This is a genomic window from Acinetobacter sp. YH12226 (assembly GCF_013417805.1).
GTDB lineage: Bacteria > Pseudomonadota > Gammaproteobacteria > Pseudomonadales > Moraxellaceae > Acinetobacter.
The window spans coordinates 140,258-160,398 of the sequence record NZ_VPDG01000007.1; the positions used below are offsets into that span (position 1 = coordinate 140,258).

Here is a 20,141-nt window from a genome sequence, read left to right on the forward strand (position 1 = left end):
TATCAACTTAAGGCTTTAAATGACGTGGTCTAAAACCTGCCACCAGCAAGGCTGCAACATACGCCACCACACCGACAACACATAAGATCACCACTTCTAAAACACGCATCCATTGCGACACATCTGCGTTATACCAGCTCAGGGCAGAGGCCAGAGCCGCAATCATCACCACATTGGCAAACATGAATTGCAGGAAGATTTTTTTCCAGTGCGAACCAAAACGGAAAATATCACGCTTATGCAGATAGTAATAAAGCAAACCGGCATTGACCATCGCTGAACCCGTTGACGCCAGCGCAAGGGCCATATGCTCTGCTTCCCAGTCAATCAGCTTGAAGAAACCGATAAAGATCACGTTCAGAATCGCATTGGCTGCCACAGCCATCAGACCGACACGCACCGGGGTTCTGGTATCCTGCTTTGCATAAAATCCGGGTGCAAAGACTTTAATCAACATAAAGGCAATCACACCACCGCTCATACATTGCAGTGCCAAAGCCGTCATCTGGGTATCTTCAAAGGTGAACTGACCACGTTCAAACAGAGCCTGAATAATCGGAGTCGACAGCATAAACAGCGCAATACTGGCGGGTAGGCCTGCCATCACAATCACTTTAGCTGCCCAGTCCATCATGCCACGGAATTTTTCTGGGTTCTGTTCAGTATGCCGTGCAGATAAGGACGGCAGAATCACGGTTCCAATCGCAACACCGATCAGACCCAGCGGCAATTCGGTCATACGCTCGGCACTATACAGCCAGGACACCGAACCATCCTGCATGAACGAGGCCCAGATGGTATTTAATAGCAGGTTAATTTGCGTGACAGATACACCAAATAATGCCGGCAGCATCAACTTCATGATGCGATCTACGCCTTCATGCTTGAAGTCAATTTTCGGTGGAATCAGCAGATTTTTACGCCACAATTCAGGAATCTGGATCGCCAGCTGTAAAATACCGGCAATGATCACTGCCCAGCCCAGCGCCATAATCGGCTCGGCCATATAAGGCGTAAGCCAGAGCGCTCCGGCAATCATCGCCACATTCAGCAAGACCGGTGCAAATGCCGGGGTACTGAAAGAGCCATAACTGTTCAGAATACTGCTGGCAAAAGCCGTCAGTGACATGAATAGCAAATAAGGAATGGTCAGGCGGAACATGTCAGTCGCCAGAGCGAATTTTTCAGGGTCGCTATGGAAACCGGGCGCATAGATATACATAATCAATGGCGCAGCAATGATCGCGACCATGGTCAGCGTGGTCATCACCGTGGCCAGACAGCCAAACACCCGGCTGATCAGGATCTGGACTTCGGTATGCGTGCGACTGGTTTTATATTCGGTCAGTACCGGAATAAACGCCTGTGAAAATGCGCCTTCGGCAAATAAACGCCTGAAAAAGTTTGGAATACGAAATGCGACTACGAAGGTATCGAAGTCTTTACCAGCACCAAAGACATTCAGTAAAACAATATCTCGAACCAATCCCAGTACGCGTGACAACATGGTCATCGCACTGACAATAACGGTCGAACGCCAAAGCGCCATCCTATTCACCTAATGTATAAATTTGTGGCTATTGTAATGAAACTTTTGTCAGAAGTTCATTGCTTAATTTCATCCCGCAAGCAAGCTTGAGGTGTTTTTATAATGCTGTAACTGTGTACGAAAATCAGCCCAGTTAAAATACGGTCCTGGATCGGTCTTGCGACCCGGCGCAATATCCGAATGTCCGGCGATATGCTGCTGAATCTTAGAATAATGCTGTTGCAGACAGGCCGTGACTTTTACCAAGGCCTGATATTGTTCAGCTGAAAAAGGCAAGTCATCACTGCCTTCCAGCTCGATCCCGATCGAATAATCATTACATTCTTTTTTGCCCAAATAGGTCGAGCGGCCGGCATGCCAGGCACGGTCATTGAAATTAACAAATTGCAGTACTTCTCCCGTTCTTAAAATTAGCAGATGGGTCGACACCTGCATCCCTTCAATGGTTTGAAAATAAGGATGTACGGACCAGTCCAGCTGATTCTGAAAAAACTGTTCAATATAACCACCGCCAAACTGTGAAGGTGGCAGGCTGATATTGTGAATCACCAGCAATTGAATCTCGGTCTGTTCTGGCCGCTGATTAAAATTGGGAGACGGGATTTGACGTGCACCGATTAGTTGCCCGTCCTTGACCTGAAACTCAGCTGCCTGTTGCATAAAACCGTTCTCCCCAAAAATAAAATCTGCAAGATCAGCATTGCAGCCGGCTTCATGCTAAAACTTTCAAGGAGAAATCTCAATTCATCCCAGCAAACTGGATGAAAAATCGCTCATCTTTTATGTAACGGTGCTAAGATAAGGCGCAATTTTCACGGCTTAAAAAAGATACGGAAATACTCATGCGCATATCTCAAGCTTTGCTAGACCAGTCAATTCAGATCAATATTCAACAAGCACTTTCAGAAGATATTGGTGACGGTGATATTACCGCCCTGCTGACCCCTGAAGATGAACAGGCCACTGCCACCATCATCAGCCGTGAAGACATGGTCTTGGCTGGTCAGCCTTGGGTGAATGCCTTGATTCAGGCCTATGATCCAAGCATTGAAGTGAGCTGGCTGAAAAATGATGGCGATCATGTTCAAGCCAATGAAGCATTTTTAAAACTGGCCGGATCTGCGCGCAGCTTACTCACCGTGGAGCGCCCTGCGCTAAACTTTGTCCAGACGCTGTCTGCGGTTGCGACTAAAACCTTCCATTATGTCAAAGAGCTGCAAGGTTTAAACACCAAATTATTAGATACCCGTAAGACGCTGCCGGGCCTGCGTATCGCACAAAAATATGCCGTAGCCATTGGTGGTGGTCAGAACCATCGTCTGGGCCTGTTCGATGCCTTTTTGATTAAAGAAAATCATATTATGGCAGCGGGTGGTATTGCGCAGGCGATTGCCAAGGCCCATCAAATTGCACCGGGTAAGCCTGTCGAAGTTGAAGTCGAAACCTGGGATGAGCTGAATCAGGCACTCGAAGCCCATGCTGATATTGTGATGCTGGATAATTTCAGTCAGCAGCAGATGATCGACGCGGTGCAACATGTGGCCGGTCGCTGCAAACTGGAAGCCTCAGGTAATATCACCATTGATAATTTACGTGAAGTCGCGAGTACCGGAGTAGATTATATTTCCATGGGCGTGCTGACCAAAGATCTCAAAGCCATTGATCTGTCGATGCGTTTCAATGCTTAAGCCTAGATGGGATAGATGACCGTAGAGGGTGCGAAGCACCCTTTTTTTATTTTTAGAAATTTTTTTTGCGTATATTTTGCTCAATTTTCTATTTTAGACCTTAATCATCATCGTCATCCCGATTACCTCGGCGATCGCGGTCATCATCGTCACCATCACGGTCGTTATATCTTCCGTTATCCTCATCACGATCCTGATTTAACACTGAACGCTCGTCATCTTCACGATTATTGCTCCAGTCGCAGGCAGTTAACCCAAACACACCCAGCAATGAAATTGTACAAAGCCACTGTTTCATGTCGCATTCCTCATTGTGATCTCACCTGATCCAATATCAATGCAAAACCGGTTCAGATATAGCCGATTCATGTCGGCTTTTTGTCAGAAAGTTCTTAATGCAGTTTTTGAACAATATAGTTGCAGAGTAAAATTTCAGGCATAAAAAAACGCATCCGGAGATGCGTTTATTAACATGGAATAGATTACCAGCCTAAAGCTTCTTGCTGTTTTTTAACCAGTTCCTGAATGCCTTTCTCGGCCATTTCCAGCATGGCATTCGATTGTGCGCGAGTAAATGGCTTATCTTCTGCAGTGCCTTGAATTTCAATAAATTCACCGGCCTGAGTCATCACCACGTTCAAATCGGTTTGACAGTTTGAATCTTCTTCATAGCAAAGATCCAGTAAAACTTCATCTTTAAAAATACCCACAGAAACCGCAGCCACCAAACCTTTTAATGGATCATGTTTGATTTTTTTTCTTTCCAGCAAGACGTTCATGGCATCGACCAAGGCTACCGCAGCACCGGTAATCGCTGCAGTACGGGTGCCACCATCGGCCTGAATTACGTCACAGTCGATAGTAATGGTATTTTCACCGAGTTTTTTCAGATCGACCATTGAGCGCAAGCTACGACCAATCAGACGCTGAATTTCCTGGGTACGGCCACTCTGTTTGCCACGTGCCGCTTCACGGTCACTACGGGTATGGGTTGAACGTGGCAACATACCATATTCAGCAGTTACCCAGCCCTGGCCCTGACCTTTGAGGAAACGCGGTACAGAACTATCCACACTGGCAGTGCACAGTACTTTGGTATGACCAAATTCAACCAATACAGAGCCTTCCGCATAACGTGTATAGTTACGGGTAATTTTCACTTCACGTAATTGATCTAATGCTCGCTGGTCGATACGCATAATAAGTCCTGTATGGGTTCAAAATAATTGCGGCTCAGTATAGCAGAAGCCTTTGCCAAGATTAGGCAGCCGGGTGATTCATTTACAAAATCAATGCATCAGCTCGTTATGAGATGTCAAAATTCTGCCGATCTGTGGCACTACGCTTTGATTTAATTTTTGCTAGACTAAAACTCCCTATAAGGGAAGCCGGTGATAGGAAACCCATTTATGTCCTTACGTGAAGATCGCAAGCAGCAAAGTCATCAGGCACTACTCGATGCGACACTGGCATTCAGCAATCAGGGCCGCGCTTTCAGCACGATCAGTCTGCGGGAAGTTGCGAATGCAGTCGGAGTGGTACCGACGGCGTTCTATCGGCACTTTCAGGATATGAACCAGTTGGGTCTGGAATTGCTGGATCAGGTTGCGATTCATATCAAGGGTGTACTCAATCAGCTGGGGCAGGCCTATCTGTATCAGCCGAATACCCGAACCCAAACCGGGCTTGAACTGTTTTTTCAGGCCGTCGAATACCATCCTGAACCCTGGATTTTTTTTGTTGCAGAACGTTGGGGCGGTTCAGACGTGTTACGTGCCGGCATTGAACGAGAAATTCATTTTCTGGCTGAAGATGTCATGCATGAACTGGCCAAGATGCAATCGACCCGACATATTCAGGCGCCACAGGACTTGCAGGCATTGGCACAGATGCTGATTGAGCTGTCCCTGAACTGGGCCATGGGCTGGATTCATCTGCAGCATCAGGCTGATGCAGAGCTGCGACGCGCCCAATCCAATGCATTTAAAACCCAAAGCGTGCTACAGATGCAGCTCTTGCTACGTGGCATTTTGCACTGGTACCGGCGACCTGCCAAAACAGTTGAAACCGCAAGTCCTGTGCTCAATGAAGCGGTCATTCCTCCAGTCTAAATAAAAAAACCTGCATCATGATGCAGGTTTTTTTAGTGATCGTCAGTTCAGACTTATTTGGCTTTACGCTCTTTTTCGATCAGGTAATTCACCACCTGAATGACTTTGGCATCATTACCCTGCACAATATATTTACCATTCACGGTCACTGCCGGAACACCACTTAACTGATACTGAGCAGCCAGATTTTTGGCTTGGGCAATTTTCGAAGTGATCGGGAAAGATTTATAGGTGCTGTTAAATTTCGCTTCAGAAATACCATAGCGGGTATAGAACTTGGCCAGTTGTGCCTGTTCTAAAATTGGACGTTGCTTGTCATGAATATCATGAAATAATTGTAAATGTGCTTTTTGACGCACACCCAATGCTTCAGACACATAATAAGCACGCGCTGCCTGTTCCCAGAGTGGATTCATTGCAGCCGGCGTACGTACAAAACGTACATCTTTTGGTAATTTTTTCAACCAGCCCTGCATATGTGGTTCAAGCGCGAAACAGTGACCACAGCCGTACCAGAAGAATTCACGTACCTCAATTCTGCCCGGTTTTTCGACTTTGACTGGTTTTGCAACCACCTGATAGTCCTGACCTGCCACAAAATTGGCCATAGCATTGCCTGAAAAGGCCAAAACAGATGCGGCAACAGCGCCTAAAAGGAATTTTTTCATTCGGATTATCGTCCTCTAAATCATTATGCTTAGTTTATGTGTTCACTATAAATCAATTATGCCGGTTTCGTTTTCATTCTGTGAACTTTTTTGCTGCTTTTATCGCTTTTTCTGCCAGAATCGCTACACTAAACCATCGAACTGATTTGCAAGGTTTTAAATCAGTTTCTCTGGCCATTCGGCACATATATATTTTTAGCTAATCATGACTGATTGAGGTGACACCGATGTCGCAATTGAATGTTGATCCACAAGAAATTGCCAAGTTTGAAGCATTTGCAGCTATATGGTGGGATCAGCATTCCGAGTTCCGCCCCTTGCACATGATTAATCCACTGCGTTTAAACTGGATTGATGAACATGCCGGAGGCCTGAGCGGCAAAAAAGTGCTGGATGTCGGCTGTGGTGGCGGTATTCTGGCCGAAAGCATGGCGCGACGCGGTGCCGATGTACTCGGGATTGATATGGGCGCAGCCCCTTTAAATGTGGCACGCATCCATGCCGAACAGGAAGGTGTGAACAATATTGAATATCGTCAGGTGCCGGTTGAGCAACTGGCAGAGGAACAGGCTGGCCAATATGACATCGTGACCTGCATGGAAATGCTAGAGCATGTGCCAGATCCGGCATCGATTATTCAGGCCTGTCACAAGCTGGTCAAGCCAGGTGGTCATGTATTCTTCTCGACCATTAACCGTAATCCAAAGTCCTATTTATTTGCGATTATCGGGGCAGAATATGTCTTGCGCATGCTGGCCAAAGGCACCCATGATTACAGCAAATTTATCAAGCCGTCTGAACTGGCACATGATATTCGTAACGCTGGTTTAAAGCTCAAAGACATGACCGGTCTGCACTATAATCCGCTGACCAAGCGTTATTGGCTGGCACCGAATGTTGATGTGAACTACATGGTTTATACCGTGAAAGATAGCGCAGCAGAGACCACAGCATGAAAGCCGTTTTATTTGACCTAGATGGAACCCTGATTGATACCGCTGCCGATTTTATCCGAATTATCCAGCAGATGTGCCGTGAAGAAGGCCGCCCACTGGTTGCACCCGAGCTGATTCGTACCCAGGTCTCCGAAGGCGCTCGCGCTATGGTGAAACTGGTTTATCCGGAACTGCAACTAGAAGATTCGGTCTTTCTGCAACACCGTCAGCGCTTTCTGGACATGTACGGCGCAGATATTGCGGTCGATACCGATCTGTTTGATGGCATGTATCCATTACTTGAACAGCTAGAGGAAAATGACATTCCTTGGGGGATTGTGACCAATAAACCGCGCTGGCTCAGTGAAGCTTTATTGCAAGCGCTGAATTTGAGTGAACGCTGTGCGGTACTGGTGTGCCCTGAAGATGTCACCCGCACCAAACCTGATCCTGAACCGATGTATCTGGCAGCCAAGCAACTGAATCTTGCCGCGGAAGACTGTATCTATGTCGGAGATCATCCCCGAGATATTGATGCCGGCCGTCATGCCCAGATGCTGACCATTCTGGCTGCTTATGGTTATTTGCCGTTTCAATACAAAGACGATTTAAACGCCTGGCAGGCCGACCATATCGTGCATACTGTGGCAGAATTACATCAATTGATTCAGACACTGGTACTGAAGCAGCATACTGCGGTATCTTGAACGCTTAACACTAAATAATAAGAAATGAGGAGGTAGATAATGAAATATTCAGCATATCAACCTCGCCCCGATCTGCTCAAGGATCGTATCATCCTGATCACAGGTGCGGGCGATGGCATTGGACGTGCAGCAGCAATCAGTTATGCCTTGCATGGCGCAACTGTGGTGTTGCATGGGCGTACCTTAAACAAACTCGAAGTCATTTATGATGAAATTGAAAGTTTGGGTGCGCCGCAACCTGCCATCTTGCCGCTACAACTATCAAGTGCTTCAGAACGTGATTATGAGCTTTTGCTTGATACGCTAGACCGTCAGTTTGGTCGTCTGGACGGTATTCTGCACAATGCCGGCATTTTAGGTGAACGGGTTCCCTTGGCGGATTATCCGGTCAACGTCTGGGATGATGTGATGGCGGTCAATCTGCGTGCACCCTTTGTCATGACCCAGGCCCTGCTGCCGCTATTATCCAAATCTGAACATGCTTCAGTGGTTTTTGCCAGCTCAGGTGTAGGCCGCGAAGCCCGCGAACGCTGGGGTGCGTATTCGGTTTCTAAAATTGCTATTGAAGCGGTAAGCCAGTTATTTGCCAAAGAGCAGGTACATCCGAATATCCGTTATAACTGCATCAATCCCGGGGCAACGCGGACTGCCATGCGCGCCAAGGCCTATCCGAATGAAGATCCGAAAACCCTGCCTACCCCCGATTCAATCATGCCGGCTTATCTATATTTGATGGGTAATGACAGCCTGCATATGAATGGCCAGAGTATTGATGCACAGGATTAAATTATTCTGTCTGTCATTCAGGGAGCAATCGCTCCCTTTTTATTTCATTTTTAGTCATATTCAGCGCATAAATCTTAAGTAAGTTCACCCCGCTCGCATTGAGTTTCATTAAAATAACAGCATACTAAGCCCCACTATATTTCACTCGAGTGCATCATGACTGAATTAAACAATATTACGGTGACCCATTTAGACGATGGCATGGTGTCGCTGCTGATTGATCAACAGCCTATTTCAGAGAAATACGGCACCAAGTTTGAAGCCAGTATCGTGGATGACATCAAAGCACTCGAAAATGCTCAGAAACTCAAATTGTTCGAGCAATTTGTATTTTCACATCAGGATCTGAATTTTGAACATGCCTATTATTATGTGACTGGCATTGAAAAATTAGACGACAGTTATCGTCTGGCCAAGCATTTTGTTTATCGCATTAAAATTGAAGGTCAGCCAGAAATCGAACATGTCATCAGCAATCAGGGCAAAGCCATGACGGCCGAGGATGTACGTGCCTTTATTCAGGCGCATGTGCAGAAATCACTCAACGATTATACTGACCTGAACTACGCTTATTAAAAGTCGGGTCATTTAATAATCTTGGGCACTTTTCGATAAAGTGCCCTTTTTTTCTTAAAATCCTGCAAAAAATAACAATAAATCGGATTTACATATTAAATATATAAAATTATACGGTTTTCCAAATTAAACTGATTGGACTATGCTTTCTTGAATCACAGATAGATCAAATCAGGAGCGCAGCATGGCTGACCAAAAACGTAAAATTGAAACAATTCACCGGATTGAACAGTTGCAGTTATCTGAAGCATTGATTGTGGCACTCGATGACGCCCTACAAGCTGAATCCGTGGCTGACGCGATTCAGTCCTTACAAGGTTTGGCAGAGCAATGGAATTAATCTCAAACTAAACCGGCAAAATTCTTTGTCGTTTCATTAAATCATGAACTTTTTTCTCGCTGACTCAATGCTGTTTTTTTGAGCTAAATCATCGATTTTCGCTTGCATGTTGGCCCTTGCTTTGATGAGATAAGGACATGGCTCGGTAGGCTACTTTATAGAAGTGATGCCGTCGCATATAGTCATGTAAAAACATGACATCATCATAATATCTCTGCATTTGTTATAAAAATTGTGCCTGTTCTTCACAGTTTCTCTGCAATTTTTCCGTACATTAGGTGCTGTAGAAGATGAACAATTTAATGAGGGTTCAACATGAAAAAGGTTTTGGTGGCACTGGCAATTTCTTGCAGTACATTCATGCTGAGCAATGTCGTCATCGCTGCCCCTCATTTCAATGATGAATCCCGTATGGATTCACGTCATGGTCATGACAAGAAGAAAGCCCGTGAGTTCCGAGAGGAAGATCAGCAGGATAACCGCCGTATGCGTGAAGAACGCGGGGTGAAACGCCTGCAACAGTTACGCTGGCAGCCGGGTTATGTGATGCCGCAGCATTATCGTGGCAATGGCTATAAAGTTGAATATAAAGACCATCGCCTGCCTCGACCTGACCGCAAGCAGCAATGGTACAAAGTCAATAATGACTATATTCTGGTGGATTCTGAAAACAACAGCATTATCCGGATTGTGGGTGACTAGTTCATAAGTGCATTCAAATTTAATCTTCTTTAAGGCCCAACGATGTTTGGGCTTTTTTATTTCACTGGCTGAAAATTTTCAACCCAAAATCTCGCGGCTTTTCCAGTTTTCAAACTGCGTGATTCATCTACTAAATTTCTTCATGAATTTAACAATTTAACTAAATAGCCCTCACGCTTTCTATGTACTTGTTCGCTAATTTAGTCTCATCGAAATTAGATATACATCTTAAGGTGAGAGCCATGAAAAAAGTCTTAACTACAATCGCGTTATCTCTAAGTGCTTTGTTAGCTACTTCTGCAATGGCAGCACCACAGCATGACTCGCGTTATGACCATAATCCGCATAAACCGGCGCCACACTGGAATGCCAAAGACAGCAAGAAATGGAATGACGACCGTCGCTGGAATGATGACCGCCGTCATAACAACCGTATGGTCAATCCAAGCCGTGACTGGCGCGTAGGACAAACTTTACCTCGCCAATATGACAACAACCGTTTTGAAGTGAGTGATCGCGAAGCACGCCGTTTACCAAATACCGGCCGTTTCCAGCAATGGTACAAAGTCAACAATGACTACGTTCTGGTGAATGAACGCACCAACAAAATTGTACGAATCATTAACTAAGCTTTCTCCATTACTGCTCGTCTTGCAGACACCTGAAGTCCCCTTCAGGTGTTTTTTTATATCTGCATTTCCACTTGCATTTTTTTTCATTAGAATCAAAGCTGGATCTTCAATCATTGAAATGGGCACAGCATGACTTCAGCGGAAACGTCACAAAGCACAACCTTGCAATATGTGCACTGGTTTCGCCATTCTGCGCCTTATATCAATGCGCATCGCAACAAAACCTTTGTAATCATGTTTGATGGCGAAGCGGTCTTAAATGATAACTTTCAGCATATTATTCACGATATTGCCTTATTACATTCTTTGGGCATTCGGCTGATTCTGGTACATGGTGCACGTCCGCAAATTAACCAGAATCTGGCTCAAAGCCAGATTACGACGCCTTTTTACCAACAGCGTCGGGTGACTACGCGTGAATCTTTAAGCTGTGTGATGAATGCCGTTGGCTCAATCCGTCTGCAAATTGAAGCACTGCTGTCTATGGGACTGGCCAATTCGCCGATGTATGGCGCCCGGATTGATACCGTTTCAGGGAATTTTGTCACCGCCAAGCCGTATGGCATCCGCGATGGTATCGATTTTCAGTTGACCGGTGAAGTGCGCGCGGTTGATACCGATGCGATTCAGCGCCATCTGGACAGTCATAATATTGTGGTGCTTGGCCCGACCGGTTATTCCACTACCGGAGAAGTTTTTAATCTGCTGGCTGAAGAAGTTGCTACCAAAACTGCGATTCGCCTTAAGGCAGATAAACTGATTTTTCTCGGTAAGCAGCATGGTCTGATGGACAGTAACGGCCAACTCAAACGCGAAGTGACACCGCAACAACTGGATGATTTTATTCCGGTCGAACAAGATGCGCTTGAAAGAGGACTACAATTGAAAGCCGCACAGGAAGCCTCAATGAACGGCGTACATCGGGTGCATCTGATTTCTTATGCCTATGATGGTGCCCTGCTGGAAGAGCTGTTCACCCGGGATGGTTCCGGAACTCTGGTCACCGACGCGCATTATGAAGAAGTGCGGATGGCCGATATTCAGGATGTCGGTGGCCTGATCGGTTTGCTGCGTCCACTGGAAGAAGAAGGCATTCTGGTCTATCGTTCGCGTGAACGCCTAGAAAATGAAATCAACCAGTTTGCCGTAATCGAACGGGACGGCATGATTCTGGCCTGTGCCGCCCTCTACCCGATTCCGACGACAGGGGATGAATTGCGTTCTGCAGAAATTGCCTGTGTTGCGGTACATCCCAGTTATCGCAAGTCTAATCGGGGTAGCCAGATCCTGCATTATCTAGAAGAAAAAGCCAAAAGCATGCAGATTCAGCAACTGTTTATTTTAACTACCCGCACCGCGCACTGGTTTCTGGAACAAGGCTTTGAACCGGCTTCAGTCGATGACCTGCCGGATGCCCGTCAGGCATTTTACAATTATCAACGTAATTCAATTGTTTGCAAAAAGTCACTTTAAAGTGGCTTTTTCTTTCAGTGCTTTAGCTTAATTTTAGATAAAGATATCTGGCAATCTCGCTTTAAATTTTAAAATTCTATTACTCGTTTTTGGCTAAACATATCAATAGATTAGATTTAAAAAAATAACTATAAATTTCATAGGTTTGATTAATTTAAATGTTAAATCTTCATTTTTATATAAATCACTTTTCTGCATAAGTTTTGCGCTTTTTTATTTATCTTTTTTCTTCATTAGAAATTCCTGAATAGTTATTTTTTTAGAAAAACAAAAACGATTAGCGTGTGTCTAAGTTTTCATTCACTAGCTTTTCACTTTCGGGAGTTTTGATTCATGCGCCAATCTCATGTTCAGTTTTTAACAAAGACTGCGGTACTCGGTACCGCGATGGCTGGTGTCATGATGCTTTCAGGCTGCTCGAAAAAAGAAGAGACCATTACCCTGAATATCGGTTTCCAAAAATACGGCATATTACCTATTTTAAAAGAACGCGGCACGCTGGAAACCAGCTTAAAACAGCAAGGGGTCAATGTGAAATGGGTAGAATTTCCGGCCGGCCCACAACTGCTTGAGGGCCTGAATGTTGGCAGCGTCTCTTTTGGTGAAGCCGGTGAAGCACCGCCAATTTTTGCCCAGGCGGCCAACTCAAATCTGGTCTATGTGGCCAATCAGCCGCAAGCGCCTAAGGCAGAAGCCTTAATTGTACCGAAAGATTCGCCGATTCAGTCTATTCAAGATCTGAAAGGCAAACGGGTAGCCCTGAACAAAGGTTCAAATGTGCATTACCTGCTGTTAAAAGTTCTGGAAGCCAACAAGCTGACACTCGGTGATATTGAAGTGATTTATCTACCACCTTCCGATGCACGTGCTGCATTTGAACGTGGTGCAGTTGATGCCTGGGTCATCTGGGATCCGTTCTTTGCAGCTGCTGAACATCAGATTGGTGCGCGTGTCATTGCCAGCGGTGAAAATGTGGTGAGCAACCACCAATTCTATCTGGCAGATCGCAAGTTCGCAGAAAGCCATCCTCAGGTGGTACAGGCGGTTGTCAATGAACTAAACCTGACCACGGACTGGGTCGCAAAAAATCAGGACGCTGCCGCTCAGCTCCTGCAAAAACCGACAGGTCTAGCCGTCGATGTCTTAAAAACCTCTATTTCACGCATGGGCTTCGGTGTTAAACCCCTCACGACTGACGTGATTCAAAAACAGCAACAGGTCGCCGATGCGTTTTATGCGCAGCAGCTGATTCCACAAAAGCTGAATATTGATGCAGCAATTATTAAATAACAGCAGAATAATTCGAGAATAAAGATGAGTCATATAAAAACAGTTTCTTATATCAGCTTAGCGCTATTGAGCTTTAGTCTGACTGGCTGCCAGAAACAGGAACCACAGCAAACGGCTGCCGCAGAAACCACGTCAGCGCAACAAGTTAAAACCATTGCGATTGGCTTTCAGAAATCAGCCTTAAATCTGCTGGTGGCACGTGATGAAAAGCTGTTAGAACAACAATTTCCCAATGCCAAAATTGAATGGAAAGAGTTTCCGGCAGGCCCACAAATGCTGGAAGCCTTAGCAGTCGGTGCAGTGGATTATGGCTATGTGGGAAATACTCCGCCTATTTTTGCACAGGCGGCAGACAAAGCCCTGAGCTACGTGGCCTTTGAAAAAGTGGCGGGAAATTCTTTGGCCGTGGTCGTGCCGAAAGACAGTGCCATTCAAAATATTCAACAATTGAAAGGAAAACGGATCGCGGTGCAGAAAGGTTCAAGTGCCCATGAACTTCTGGCCAAAACCCTGGAAAAAGCCGGATTAAGCTGGTCAGAGATTCAAGCCGTCTGGCTTCCCCCTGCGGATGCACGTGCTGCTTTTGACAAAAAAGCCATTGATGCCTGGGCAATCTGGGATCCCTTCCTGGGTGCAGCCGAGTTCGACAGCAAGGTTAAGGTGCTGATTGAATCTAGTGACTTTCCACAAACCTACTCCTTTTATATCGGCAATCCCGAATTTATTCAGAAGCATCCGGATAGCCCCGGGAAGTTTATCCAGGCTTTAAATGCATCTGACCAGTGGATTCTTAAAAACCAGGCTGTAGCTCTAGATATTTATCAGAAAAGTACCGGTCTGAAAACGGATGTAGCGAAGATTGCATTTGAGCGTCGTCTTAAACCTTCGCCGGTACAACCATTAACGACGGAAGTGATCAAAGCTCAACAGAATATTGCCGATCTCTTCCAGCAGGTTCAACTGATTCCCAAAACCATCAGCGTCCAGCAACAGATCTGGTCGCCAGCGGCCACACATTGATGAGCAAACAAGATCATTTAATTTAAGGAATATTACATGAAAATTTTCTGGTTTATCCCCACTCATGGCGACAGTCGTTACTTAGGCACCAGCAAGGGCGCACGTGTTGTAGATCATGCCTACATGAAGCAGATTGCCGTTGCCGTGGATAATCTTGGTTATGAAGGTGTCCTGATTCCGACTGGCCGTTCTTGTGAAGATCCATGGTTAACTGCAGCCAGCCTGATTGATGCGACCAAAAAATTAAAATTCCTGGTGGCATTGCGTCCAGGCGTGACCACGCCGGCACTGGCTGCACGTATGGCCGCGACCTTTGACCGCTTGTCTAATGGCCGAGTACTGCTGAATCTGGTGACTGGCGGTGACGAGCAGGAGCTAAAAGGTGATGGCGTCTATGAAGATCACACAACCCGTTATAAAACGGCGACCGAATACACCACCATCTGGCGTGAAATTTTAAAACGCTCACATACCGGTGAAAGCTTTAGTTTCCATGGCGAACGCTTAAGTGTCGATGATGCAAAATTGCTGTATCCACCCATTCAGCAGCCGCATCCGCCTTTATGGTTTGGTGGCTCATCGGATGATGCCATTGAGCTGGCCACGGATCAGGTCGATACTTACTTGACCTGGGGCGAGCCACCGGCAGCAGTCAAAGAAAAAATTGCAGTGGTAAAAGCCAAGGCTGCAGCTAAAGGTCGTGAACTGAATTACGGGATCCGTTTACACGTGATCGTACGCGAAACCAATGAGCAGGCCTGGGCGGCGGCTGAAGAACTGATTCAATATGTGGATGATGCCACTATCGCTGCAGCCCAAGCCAAGTTCAAATCCATGGACTCGGTCGGTCAGCGCCGTATGGCAGAACTGCACAATGGCGATCGCAGCAAACTCGAAGTTTCTCCAAACCTCTGGGCAGGTGTGGGTCTGGTTCGTGGTGGTGCAGGTACGGCACTGGTCGGCGATCCGGAAACTGTCGCTGCACGTATCCAGGAATATGCCGATCTGGGGATCAGCACCTTTATTTTCTCAGGCTATCCACATCTGGAAGAATCCATCCGTTTTGCAGAACTGGTATTCCCTTTACTTCCACTGGAAACCCAGCAAAAACTCACTCAACCAAACTTGACCGGTCCATTTGGTGAAATCGTGGCGAACAACTACACACCGGACGAGAACAAGCAGGCTGAGAAAATTAAGGAGTCTGCTTAATGTCAAAAGTCGTTTCCGTTGAAACCCTGACCCCAAAGCAGGTTTCACGTGGAACAATTCTGGAGCAGCATCTGCTGCCCTGGCTGGTTCCAATTTTCTTGATTGCAGTTTGGCAAATTGCCTCTAGCACAGGCCTGCTGGAAAGCCGGATTCTGCCTGCACCGAGTGCCGTGGTTTTAGCCTTCTGGAATTTATTGCTCAGCGGTGAACTGTGGACGCATGTGCAAGTCAGTGCAGGACGTGCCATCAGCGGATTATTGGTAGGTGGTGGTTTGGGCCTATTGCTGGGTCTGTTAAATGGTTCATCCAAAACTGCCTCTACCCTGCTCGACACCACCTTGCAGATGATCCGCAATATTCCTGCACTGGCACTCATTCCCCTAGTCATCTTATGGTTCGGGATTGATGAATCTGCCAAATTGTTTCTGGTGGCGATTGGGGTATTTTTCCCGATTTATATCAATACCTATCATGGGATTCGTTCCGTCGATCCGCAATTGATCGAGATGGGCAAAAGCTATGGCTTAACTCGCTGGCAACTGTATAAAGAAATTATTCTGCCGGGTGCGATGCCGTCAATTCTGGTCGGACTGCGTTTTTCTCTAGGTCTGGTCTGGGTATTGTTAATCGTGGCCGAAACCATTTCCGCCCAGTCTGGTATTGGTTATATGACCATGAATGCACGTGAATTTTTGCAAACTGACGTGGTTCTGGTAGGTATTTTATTGTATGCCCTGCTCGGCAAACTGGCCGATGTTCTGGCCGTGGCCTTAGAGCGATTCCTGCTGCGCTGGCATGCCGGCTATCAAAAATAAAGAATAAATGAGGAGCATGTGATGACTGATCTCAGTTTAGGGCGTCATGCCAATGACCCGATTGTGCCACTGGACCAACCTGCGGCAGAGATCAATCCTGCTGCAGTGATCGGTGCCGAAATTATCATTGAACAGCTGCATAAGTTTTACGGTTCGGTCAAAGTTCTGGAAGATCTGGACCTGCATATCCAACCTGGTGAATTTCTGGCAATTGTCGGTCGCAGCGGTTGTGGTAAAAGTACCTTATTGCGCCTGATTGCCGACTTGGAACAGCAAAGCTACGGCGAAATCAAATTCAAATCAGCCCGGCATATCCGTGAAGGCATTACTGCCGATGATATCCGGGTGATGTTTCAGGACCCACGCCTGCTGCCTTGGCGTAGCATCGAACAGAATGTACAGTTAGGCTTGGGCAAAGAGCAGCATGCCAAAGCCTCGCAAATGCTGGAAAAGGTCGGACTCAAAGAAAAAGCCGGACTGTGGCCTTCACAGCTTTCTGGAGGACAACGGCAACGTACCGCCTTGGCGCGGGCATTATCGCATCAGCCGCGTATTCTGCTACTGGATGAGCCACTCGGCGCCCTGGATGCCCTGACACGTCTGGAAATGCAGAACCTGATTGAACGTCTCTGGACCGAGCAAGGCTTTACCGCCATTCTGGTCACGCATGATGTCAGTGAAGCAGTGCAATTGGCAGACCGGATTATCTTGCTGGACAAAGGCCATATTGCCAAAGAATTTAAGGTCAATTTGCCACGTCCCCGGCAAAAAAGTGTGACATTTGCAGAACTGGAACAGCAGGTCTTGCAGGCAGTTTTAGCGACCTGAATACCCAATCCAACCCAAAATCGGGCATGGTTTTGGGTCTTATTCTTATAAAAAATACTTTTATCTCCATAAGAATACATTTTCATCAGATTCATTTCAGTATTATTCCTCTCTTGCATTGATGAAGAAAAAAAATGAATAAATGAAGTATTTTCAGAAACTTGAATTTTTCTCTTGGTGTAAATGCATTTAGCCTGTTTTAAATATTGATCTAGAGAATAAATCATCATTATTCAAAAAATTAGCCTGTGACTGTGTGCACAAATCTGATGATTTGCCGTACAATTGAGGATTCCCTTTTTCATTGTTTTTTATATTTGCTAATGGAACAAAAAAAGAGTACTCAAAAACGCAATCAGCTGCTAAATGCTGCACTAGACGTATTTTCCCTATATGGTTTTAATGGGGCAAGTCTGGATGAAATCGCACAAATTGCAGAAATGCATAAGTCGAATATTTTCTATTATTATGAAAATAAAGAAGCCCTGTATGTCGAGGTATTAACCACCGTTCTACAAAAATGGCTGGCGCCTTTACAAACCCTGGAAGCTGAACTTGAACCTGAAGAAGCGATCACCAATTATTTGATGCAAAAAATTGAAGTGTCGCGTACCCAGCCTAAAGCATCTCGTTTATTTGCTTTGGAGGTGATTCAAGGTGCACCGCATATTCTGGAAATTTTAAAAGGTCCACTGAAAAAACTGGTCAAGCGTAAAGCCAAAGTGATTTCCAACTGGCAAGAGCAAGGCAAAATTTCTGCAGATATTGATCCTGAGTTACTGATTCTGAATATTTGGGCGATTACCCAGAACTATGCAGACTTTGCCACTCAAATGGAAATGGTCACGGGTAAAACTTTGCGTAACCGCAGCATGCAGCAACGCATTATCCAGCATACGGTACACATGATGTTATACGGCGTGATTCCACGCACGGATAAATAAGCAAGCGCTTCTGATTGGCACACGACCATAGCTGCTATGGTCGCCGAGCAAACTTAACTTTCCTATTTATTTTACCATTTGATATAAATCTAATAATTTTTTCGCACCCAATAACAGATTTTCTTCCCAATCCAGATGCGCAGTCTCATTGGCTCCATCACTAATGTATTTCACTGAAATCAGCCGAACGCCCAGCTTTTTACAGACTTTTGCCAAGGCATAGCCTTCCATATCGACCAAATTACACGCCACTTTTGAAATACCGGTTTCAAAGCTGTCGCCTGTCCCACAAATTCCTTTCGGCAAATGGTCAAAGAAAGAATCCAGCTCAATGGCACCCGGGAAATGCTGATCCATCGGGGTCATGCCGATCTCAAAGCCAAGGGGCGACACATCCATATCACGCTGTACAAATTGCGTGACTTCGACCAGTTCATGCGCATTAAAATGCGAACTTCCCGCGCTGCCCAAATTCAATAAGGTACTGCAACCGGTGTTCTGAATCACCTCAAAGGCTTTAAAGGCCGCGTTGACTTTACCAATCCCGCTGTAATGCACCTGAATGCCTTCTGCTTCAAACAAGCCTTTGGATTCATTGGGTAGAGCCATGATGAGTGCCAGATCGGACATTCGAAACACCTGATATCAAGAAAAACCCTGACATTAGAAAACAAAACCGGCTGAATGAAAAGCACCAGTGCTCTGATCAAACATACTTAGTGCGTAGAAAAACCAGCCGACTCAATTCCAAGGAAGATGAATTTTCAAGAAAAATATTGCATAAAAACACAACAGCAAGACGAAAGCGCGAGATTATGGCAATATATAGCCTCTCGATATTTCTAAGCACTTGATTTGCCCATGCAGCTGCTCCGTCTAAATGCTTTAGCCTCTCATTCTGAATTACCCAAAACTGCCGTGACCATCGGTAATTTTGACGGCGTGCATTTAGGCCATCAGGCGATGATCCGTCAGCTGCAACAGGTGGCCAAAGCACAGGGTTTAAAATCTGTAGTGATGATTTTCGAGCCGCAACCACTTGAATACTTTCAGGGTTATGATGCTCCACCGCGTATTTCATCATTGCGTGAAAAAGTTGAATATCTGACTGAGCTGGGTGTGGACTATATCGCGGTGGCGAAATTTGACCATACTTTCCGCAGCCTGACTGCAGAAGCCTTTGCCGACATTTTAAAAGAAAAACTGAATGCCCGGCATCTGGTCTTGGGCGATGATTTTCACTTTGGTAAAAACCGCCAGGGTAACAGCGAATTCCTGCGCAATTACGGCTTTGAAGTGACCAATTTAAATACCATTGCGCTAGATGGTGAACGGGTTAGTTCCACCCGGATTCGCCAGACCTTGCAAGCCGGTGATTTAGCCTTGGCCGCACAATTGCTGGGGCGTCCCTATAGCATTACCGGGCGGGTGCAATACGGTGATCAGATTGGTCGAACCATTGATTTTCCTACTATTAATGTACGGCTCAACCGTCATAAGCCCTGCCTCAAAGGAATTTATGGGGTGGAAGTCATTTGTGAAACCCAATCCTTAAAAGACAAAGTAAAAGCCGACTCTGCAACGCAAACCGGTATTGCGGGTTATGACCCGACTGCCCTGTTTGGGGCAGGTCATGTCGGCACACGTCCAGCCATCAAACAAGCACACCCAGAGTGGCGATTAGAAGTACATTTTCCAGATGTTTCTGCTAATCTGTATGGCCTGTTGATGCGGGTGACGTTCTTAAACTATTTACATGGCGAAAAGGACTATCCTTCGCTTGAAGCGCTAAAAGCCGGAATTGATGATGATGTCGAGAAACTGCTTGAGTTTCGTCGAAATCACCCCACATTTCCCTTTTAATA

The 20,141-nt window shown here is 45.9% G+C and carries 23 protein-coding genes; 17 read left to right on the top strand and 6 right to left on the bottom strand.

What is annotated here, in order from left to right; genetic code table 11:
• Positions 1 to 7: 7 nt before the first annotated feature.
• Both murJ and ampD read right to left on the bottom strand, forming a co-directional pair.
• Entirely contained in the window at positions 8 to 1,558 is a 1,551-nt protein-coding gene (murJ, locus tag FTV08_RS09390) for a murein biosynthesis integral membrane protein MurJ (protein ID WP_180087180.1), read from the bottom strand.
• Positions 1,559 to 1,618: 60 nt separating this feature from the next.
• Positions 1,619 to 2,209 carry a 1,6-anhydro-N-acetylmuramyl-L-alanine amidase AmpD gene (gene ampD / locus FTV08_RS09395; protein WP_180087181.1) on the bottom strand — a complete coding sequence of 197 codons (591 nt, stop codon included), beginning with the start codon at positions 2,207 to 2,209 and terminating at the stop codon, positions 1,619 to 1,621.
• A gap of 182 nt (positions 2,210 to 2,391) precedes the next feature.
• Between ampD and nadC the strand changes: the two genes are divergently transcribed.
• A complete protein-coding gene (gene nadC / locus FTV08_RS09400; protein WP_180087182.1) occupies positions 2,392 to 3,237 on the top strand; it encodes a carboxylating nicotinate-nucleotide diphosphorylase in 846 nt (281 codons plus the stop codon).
• A gap of 100 nt (positions 3,238 to 3,337) precedes the next feature.
• On the opposite strand, the gene FTV08_RS09405 is transcribed toward nadC, so the two are convergent.
• Both FTV08_RS09405 and rph read right to left on the bottom strand, forming a co-directional pair.
• The gene (locus FTV08_RS09405; RefSeq protein ID WP_180087183.1) at positions 3,338 to 3,535 is read right to left on the bottom strand and encodes a hypothetical protein; all 198 of its coding nucleotides are present in this window, start codon (positions 3,533 to 3,535) and stop codon (positions 3,338 to 3,340) included.
• Positions 3,536 to 3,719: 184 nt separating this feature from the next.
• Positions 3,720 to 4,436 (bottom strand): ribonuclease PH, encoded by a 717-nt coding sequence (gene rph / locus FTV08_RS09410; RefSeq protein ID WP_004281238.1) that lies wholly within the window; start codon positions 4,434 to 4,436, stop codon positions 3,720 to 3,722.
• 210 nt (positions 4,437 to 4,646) lie between these two features.
• Here rph and FTV08_RS09415 point away from each other — a divergent pair, with 210 nt between their 5' ends.
• Entirely contained in the window at positions 4,647 to 5,348 is a 702-nt protein-coding gene (locus FTV08_RS09415; protein ID WP_180087184.1) for a TetR family transcriptional regulator, read from the top strand.
• A 53-nt stretch (positions 5,349 to 5,401) separates the two neighbouring features.
• Here the strand turns inward: FTV08_RS09415 and FTV08_RS09420 are convergent, their stop codons facing one another.
• Entirely contained in the window at positions 5,402 to 6,016 is a 615-nt protein-coding gene (locus FTV08_RS09420) for a thiol:disulfide interchange protein DsbA/DsbL (protein ID WP_005094908.1), read from the bottom strand.
• A gap of 227 nt (positions 6,017 to 6,243) precedes the next feature.
• Here FTV08_RS09420 and ubiG point away from each other — a divergent pair, with 227 nt between their 5' ends.
• The 14 genes from ubiG (at position 6,244) to FTV08_RS09490 (ending at position 18,276) form a co-directional block, all read left to right on the top strand.
• Positions 6,244 to 6,972 (top strand): bifunctional 2-polyprenyl-6-hydroxyphenol methylase/3-demethylubiquinol 3-O-methyltransferase UbiG, encoded by a 729-nt coding sequence (ubiG, locus tag FTV08_RS09425; protein ID WP_004729050.1) that lies wholly within the window; start codon positions 6,244 to 6,246, stop codon positions 6,970 to 6,972.
• A complete protein-coding gene (locus FTV08_RS09430) occupies positions 6,969 to 7,658 on the top strand; it encodes an HAD family hydrolase (RefSeq protein WP_180087185.1) in 690 nt (229 codons plus the stop codon). The genes ubiG and FTV08_RS09430 overlap by 4 nt, the downstream gene beginning before the upstream one ends.
• 39 nt (positions 7,659 to 7,697) lie before the next feature.
• Positions 7,698 to 8,444, top strand: coding sequence for a YciK family oxidoreductase (locus FTV08_RS09435; RefSeq protein WP_005094903.1), 747 nt, complete (start codon positions 7,698 to 7,700; stop codon positions 8,442 to 8,444).
• A gap of 156 nt (positions 8,445 to 8,600) precedes the next feature.
• Positions 8,601 to 9,020, top strand: a complete 420-nt coding sequence (locus FTV08_RS09440) for a hypothetical protein (protein WP_004281232.1) — start codon at positions 8,601 to 8,603, stop codon at positions 9,018 to 9,020.
• Between the two features lie 184 nt (positions 9,021 to 9,204).
• Positions 9,205 to 9,360 carry a hypothetical protein gene (locus FTV08_RS09445; protein WP_004281231.1) on the top strand — a complete coding sequence of 52 codons (156 nt, stop codon included), beginning with the start codon at positions 9,205 to 9,207 and terminating at the stop codon, positions 9,358 to 9,360.
• Between the two features lie 315 nt (positions 9,361 to 9,675).
• Complete coding sequence (locus FTV08_RS09450; RefSeq protein WP_004281230.1) at positions 9,676 to 10,062, top strand: RcnB family protein; 387 nt, start codon at positions 9,676 to 9,678, stop codon at positions 10,060 to 10,062.
• A gap of 242 nt (positions 10,063 to 10,304) precedes the next feature.
• Positions 10,305 to 10,691, top strand: a complete 387-nt coding sequence (locus FTV08_RS09455) for an RcnB family protein (RefSeq protein ID WP_005261495.1) — start codon at positions 10,305 to 10,307, stop codon at positions 10,689 to 10,691.
• A gap of 132 nt (positions 10,692 to 10,823) precedes the next feature.
• Positions 10,824 to 12,167, top strand: coding sequence for an amino-acid N-acetyltransferase (argA, locus tag FTV08_RS09460; RefSeq protein WP_004729045.1), 1,344 nt, complete (start codon positions 10,824 to 10,826; stop codon positions 12,165 to 12,167).
• A gap of 333 nt (positions 12,168 to 12,500) precedes the next feature.
• Complete coding sequence (locus FTV08_RS09465) at positions 12,501 to 13,457, top strand: sulfonate ABC transporter substrate-binding protein (protein WP_004281227.1); 957 nt, start codon at positions 12,501 to 12,503, stop codon at positions 13,455 to 13,457.
• 24 nt (positions 13,458 to 13,481) lie between these two features.
• Complete coding sequence (locus FTV08_RS09470; protein ID WP_180087186.1) at positions 13,482 to 14,477, top strand: aliphatic sulfonate ABC transporter substrate-binding protein; 996 nt, start codon at positions 13,482 to 13,484, stop codon at positions 14,475 to 14,477.
• Between the two features lie 36 nt (positions 14,478 to 14,513).
• On the top strand, positions 14,514 to 15,689 hold the full coding sequence (ssuD, locus tag FTV08_RS09475) for an FMNH2-dependent alkanesulfonate monooxygenase (RefSeq protein WP_004647160.1): 1,176 nt from the start codon (positions 14,514 to 14,516) through the stop codon (positions 15,687 to 15,689).
• A complete protein-coding gene (gene ssuC, locus FTV08_RS09480; protein ID WP_180087187.1) occupies positions 15,689 to 16,504 on the top strand; it encodes an aliphatic sulfonate ABC transporter permease SsuC in 816 nt (271 codons plus the stop codon). The genes ssuD and ssuC overlap by 1 nt, the downstream gene beginning before the upstream one ends.
• Before the next feature lie 21 nt (positions 16,505 to 16,525).
• Complete coding sequence (locus FTV08_RS09485) at positions 16,526 to 17,332, top strand: ABC transporter ATP-binding protein (RefSeq protein ID WP_180087188.1); 807 nt, start codon at positions 16,526 to 16,528, stop codon at positions 17,330 to 17,332.
• Between the two features lie 323 nt (positions 17,333 to 17,655).
• Entirely contained in the window at positions 17,656 to 18,276 is a 621-nt protein-coding gene (locus tag FTV08_RS09490) for a TetR family transcriptional regulator C-terminal domain-containing protein (RefSeq protein WP_004281222.1), read from the top strand.
• Positions 18,277 to 18,342: 66 nt separating this feature from the next.
• Here the strand turns inward: FTV08_RS09490 and FTV08_RS09495 are convergent, their stop codons facing one another.
• Entirely contained in the window at positions 18,343 to 18,906 is a 564-nt protein-coding gene (locus FTV08_RS09495) for a 5'-nucleosidase (RefSeq protein ID WP_180087189.1), read from the bottom strand.
• Positions 18,907 to 19,137: 231 nt separating this feature from the next.
• On the opposite strand from FTV08_RS09495, the gene ribF reads away from it, so the two are divergent.
• A complete protein-coding gene (ribF, locus tag FTV08_RS09500) occupies positions 19,138 to 20,139 on the top strand; it encodes a bifunctional riboflavin kinase/FAD synthetase (RefSeq protein WP_180087190.1) in 1,002 nt (333 codons plus the stop codon).
• Positions 20,140 to 20,141: the final 2 nt, after the last annotated feature.

What these genes read in the sequence shown, in the direction of transcription:
- ampD (WP_180087181.1), bottom strand. Translation starts at nt 2,209, where the DNA reads ATGCAACAGGCAGCTGAGTTTCAGGTCAAGGACGGGCAACTAATCGGT.
- nadC (WP_180087182.1), top strand. Translation starts at nt 2,392, where the DNA reads ATGCGCATATCTCAAGCTTTGCTAGACCAGTCAATTCAGATCAATATT.
- FTV08_RS09405 (WP_180087183.1), bottom strand. Translation starts at nt 3,535, where the DNA reads ATGAAACAGTGGCTTTGTACAATTTCATTGCTGGGTGTGTTTGGGTTA.
- rph (WP_004281238.1), bottom strand. Translation starts at nt 4,436, where the DNA reads ATGCGTATCGACCAGCGAGCATTAGATCAATTACGTGAAGTGAAAATT.
- FTV08_RS09415 (WP_180087184.1), top strand. Translation starts at nt 4,647, where the DNA reads ATGTCCTTACGTGAAGATCGCAAGCAGCAAAGTCATCAGGCACTACTC.
- FTV08_RS09420 (WP_005094908.1), bottom strand. Translation starts at nt 6,016, where the DNA reads ATGAAAAAATTCCTTTTAGGCGCTGTTGCCGCATCTGTTTTGGCCTTT.
- ubiG (WP_004729050.1), top strand. Translation starts at nt 6,244, where the DNA reads ATGTCGCAATTGAATGTTGATCCACAAGAAATTGCCAAGTTTGAAGCA.
- FTV08_RS09430 (WP_180087185.1), top strand. Translation starts at nt 6,969, where the DNA reads ATGAAAGCCGTTTTATTTGACCTAGATGGAACCCTGATTGATACCGCT.
- FTV08_RS09435 (WP_005094903.1), top strand. Translation starts at nt 7,698, where the DNA reads ATGAAATATTCAGCATATCAACCTCGCCCCGATCTGCTCAAGGATCGT.
- FTV08_RS09440 (WP_004281232.1), top strand. Translation starts at nt 8,601, where the DNA reads ATGACTGAATTAAACAATATTACGGTGACCCATTTAGACGATGGCATG.
- FTV08_RS09445 (WP_004281231.1), top strand. Translation starts at nt 9,205, where the DNA reads ATGGCTGACCAAAAACGTAAAATTGAAACAATTCACCGGATTGAACAG.
- FTV08_RS09450 (WP_004281230.1), top strand. Translation starts at nt 9,676, where the DNA reads ATGAAAAAGGTTTTGGTGGCACTGGCAATTTCTTGCAGTACATTCATG.
- FTV08_RS09455 (WP_005261495.1), top strand. Translation starts at nt 10,305, where the DNA reads ATGAAAAAAGTCTTAACTACAATCGCGTTATCTCTAAGTGCTTTGTTA.
- argA (WP_004729045.1), top strand. Translation starts at nt 10,824, where the DNA reads ATGACTTCAGCGGAAACGTCACAAAGCACAACCTTGCAATATGTGCAC.
- FTV08_RS09465 (WP_004281227.1), top strand. Translation starts at nt 12,501, where the DNA reads ATGCGCCAATCTCATGTTCAGTTTTTAACAAAGACTGCGGTACTCGGT.
- FTV08_RS09470 (WP_180087186.1), top strand. Translation starts at nt 13,482, where the DNA reads ATGAGTCATATAAAAACAGTTTCTTATATCAGCTTAGCGCTATTGAGC.
- ssuD (WP_004647160.1), top strand. Translation starts at nt 14,514, where the DNA reads ATGAAAATTTTCTGGTTTATCCCCACTCATGGCGACAGTCGTTACTTA.
- ssuC (WP_180087187.1), top strand. Translation starts at nt 15,689, where the DNA reads ATGTCAAAAGTCGTTTCCGTTGAAACCCTGACCCCAAAGCAGGTTTCA.
- FTV08_RS09485 (WP_180087188.1), top strand. Translation starts at nt 16,526, where the DNA reads ATGACTGATCTCAGTTTAGGGCGTCATGCCAATGACCCGATTGTGCCA.
- FTV08_RS09490 (WP_004281222.1), top strand. Translation starts at nt 17,656, where the DNA reads ATGGAACAAAAAAAGAGTACTCAAAAACGCAATCAGCTGCTAAATGCT.
- FTV08_RS09495 (WP_180087189.1), bottom strand. Translation starts at nt 18,906, where the DNA reads ATGTCCGATCTGGCACTCATCATGGCTCTACCCAATGAATCCAAAGGC.
- ribF (WP_180087190.1), top strand. Translation starts at nt 19,138, where the DNA reads ATGCAGCTGCTCCGTCTAAATGCTTTAGCCTCTCATTCTGAATTACCC.